Origin of the sequence: Methylocaldum sp., from assembly GCF_039794385.1 — a bacterium.
Lineage (GTDB): Bacteria > Pseudomonadota > Gammaproteobacteria > Methylococcales > Methylococcaceae > Methylocaldum.
Map to the genome: position 1 here is coordinate 1 of NZ_JBDIVO010000488.1, position 2,794 is coordinate 2,794.

Genomic DNA, 2,794 nt, shown 5'->3' on the forward strand with positions numbered 1-2,794 from the left:
GCATACTTGCTTCGAGGCATTTCTGATGCACCGCGAAGGGTATTATGAATTCAATTTCGCGCCGTCGAGCGAATGGGCCGTCTATCATTTTGAGTCTTATCGAGACGGCATGTCGGTCGTTAGACAAGCCCCACCTCCGAAAATTTCCCTGACGCTCGATGCCTATCGGCTTGGGCTGAATGCAATGATCGACCTGAACGGTCTATCGACCGAGATCGAGAGCGCAACCCTGAGCCTGGCATTGTCTGCCGTGATCGAAGAGCAGGACGGCAGGCTATCGTATTGGGCGTTCAAGCACCCGCCGGGCCAGCCGGATTTCCATCACCCGGACGGTTTCGCGCTCAGGCTCGATTCCGCCGGCAACAACTGAGATTTGCCACAAGGAGACATCGATGAAGTTTGGCATCGACCGGCTGCTCGACAGCCCGGATCTTCGCAAGCCGCTCCGGGGCCGCCGTGTGGCCTTGCTCGCTCATCCAGCCTCCGTCACCGCCGATCTGGTTCATTCCTTGGACGCGCTGGCCGCGCTCGACGGCATCAAGCTCGCGGCCGCTTTCGGACCTCAGCACGGTCTGCGCGGCGACAAGCAGGACAATATGGTCGAGTCGCCGGATTACACCGATCCAGCGCACGGCATTCCGGTCTTCAGCCTATACGGCGAAGTCCGGCGCCCGACCGACGCCATGATGGACAGCTTCGACGTGCTGCTGGTCGATCTGCAGGATCTCGGCTGCCGAATTTATACCTTCATCACGACTTTGCGATACGTACTGGAGGAGGCGGCCAAGAAAGGCAAGACAGTCTGGGTGCTGGACCGGCCGAATCCGGCGGGCCGTCCGATCGAGGGGCTGCGATTGCGAGCCGGTTGGGAGAGTTTCGTGGGGGCCGGCGCGCTTCCCATGCGGCATGGACTTACGCTGGGCGAGTTGGGCCGCTGGTTCGTGGAGAGCCTGCGCCTCGACGTGGATTACCACGTGGTGACGATGGAAGGCTGGGACCCGGCGAATGCGCCGGGCTACGGTTGGCCGCTGGGCGAACGCACCTGGATCAATCCCAGCCCTAACGCGCCGAATCTATGGATGGCGCGCTGCTACGCCGGCACGGTCATGCTGGAAGGCACGACCTTGTCCGAGGGCCGCGGCACCACCCGTCCCTTGGAACTTTTCGGCGCGCCCGATCTGGACGCGAACCGGATCGTCGCCGAGATGCGGGCGCTGGCTCCGGGCTGGCTGCAAGGCTGTCGGCTGCGCGTCTGCTGGTTCGAACCGACGTTCCACAAGCATGCCGGAAAGCTATGCGAAGGCGTGCAGATTCACGTCGAGGACGGCGCCTACGATCATCAAGGATTTCGGCCCTGGCGCTTGCAGGCACTGGCATTCAAAGCGATTCGCAATCTCTGGCCGCACTACGATCTCTGGCGCGATTTTCCCTACGAGTACGAATACCATCGTCTCGCCATCGATCTGATTAACGGCAGCGAACTGCTGCGCCAATGGGTGGACGACGCCGCCGCCGCTCCGCGCGATTTCGATGCGCTGACATTGCCCGACGAGCGCTCGTGGCAGGAGGAGCGGGAAGGGATACTCCTGTATCGGTGATCAGTTTCCAGCCGGTATTCTTCCGTTTTGGGGATACGGCCAAAAACAGCCGACGTTTCAAATGGTCCTCGGTCCAAGTCTTTGTTTCTTTACCGTAACATGTTTGTTTTTGCGGCTTTTGGACCTCGGGCAATAGCACGTAAATTCTTATTGATAGCTCGCGGGCGCCGTATCATCTAGCTTTGCGAGATAGAGCAAAACGAGCTGACGGGAGCGGTTCATGCCGTGGGCCCATTATTTGTAACGGAAATGATGCAATTTCCATCTCAGCTTTCCCGTTTGCGGCGTCAGGGAATTTTACGTATCTAACGCCTTGTTTTAGTGTGAGAAGCCGGTCAGATATCACTATTGTGAAACATCTCCGGTCGGATAAAGGGCTCCTTTGGCCTCGTTTTTTTGAAGAGCGCGTCAAAGATTTTTACGGGTCCGAGGCTGCATGGCAGAAGCCGTTTGTCGAGCAAGATGTGCAGGTTGAGGGAATGTTCACCGACCGCCAACCGCAGTAAACGTGAATCCAGCGGCCGAAACGGGAAACGCCATTGGCAGCGGATTTTTGGAAAACGGCTCTGCCCTCATCGTGAGAAAAGACGAATCGTCCGCCTTTGCCGCGGAGCATCGCGTGATATACGGTTGAATAAACGAAAGCCGGCTGAATGCTCCTGAAACGCGCTTAGAAGAGAAAAAAATGCCGGCAGGAAGCCGGCGTTTTTGTTTCGATTCGGCCAAATGACTCTAAGCTTCCGGATCGTACATATCGTGCTTTATCGTATGGCGGTTGGCTATCAGTTCGTCGATCGACGGTTCGTCGTTGAGCGCTCGCTTGATGGCCAGTTTGGTCGCTTCGTAATTGGTGCGGTACAGGTCCTTTTCGTCCAGATTGGGATCTTTGGCGCACTCGGGATCGATCCAGACCAGGCTGATGATGCAGAGGTCATTGACCTGATCGCGAGGAATGATGCCTTCGATCACGCAATCCAGCACAGCATCCGCCGTGGCCGACTGAACCACGCCGCCGAACAGGTTGACGTAGGCACTGCTTTTCATGGTGACTTTCGGCACCATCAGCGTCGCCGGGCGCACCTGCTGATTGCAGGCTCTGATCGCGAACATGCGGGTATGGCCCGCGGTCTGCCCCATCATGTTGGCGAAGGCTTGTCCGACCGGGCCGTTCACATCGCCGATCAGAATTTCCGGCA

The 2,794-nt window shown here is 58.1% G+C and carries 3 protein-coding genes; 2 read left to right on the top strand and 1 reads right to left on the bottom strand.

Features of this window, described 5'->3' with window-relative positions:
* A partial coding sequence (locus tag ABJK70_RS23165; RefSeq protein ID WP_347259272.1) for a DOMON-like domain-containing protein occupies positions 1-370 on the top strand: 370 nt, incomplete at its 5' end.
* Positions 371-392: 22 nt separating this feature from the next.
* Entirely contained in the window at positions 393-1,598 is a 1,206-nt protein-coding gene (locus ABJK70_RS23170) for a DUF1343 domain-containing protein (protein ID WP_347259273.1), read from the top strand.
* 732 nt (positions 1,599-2,330) lie between these two features.
* Here ABJK70_RS23170 and fae read toward each other — a convergent pair.
* Positions 2,331-2,794: formaldehyde-activating enzyme (gene fae, locus ABJK70_RS23175; protein WP_347259274.1), on the bottom strand; the 464-nt coding region annotated here is incomplete at its 5' end.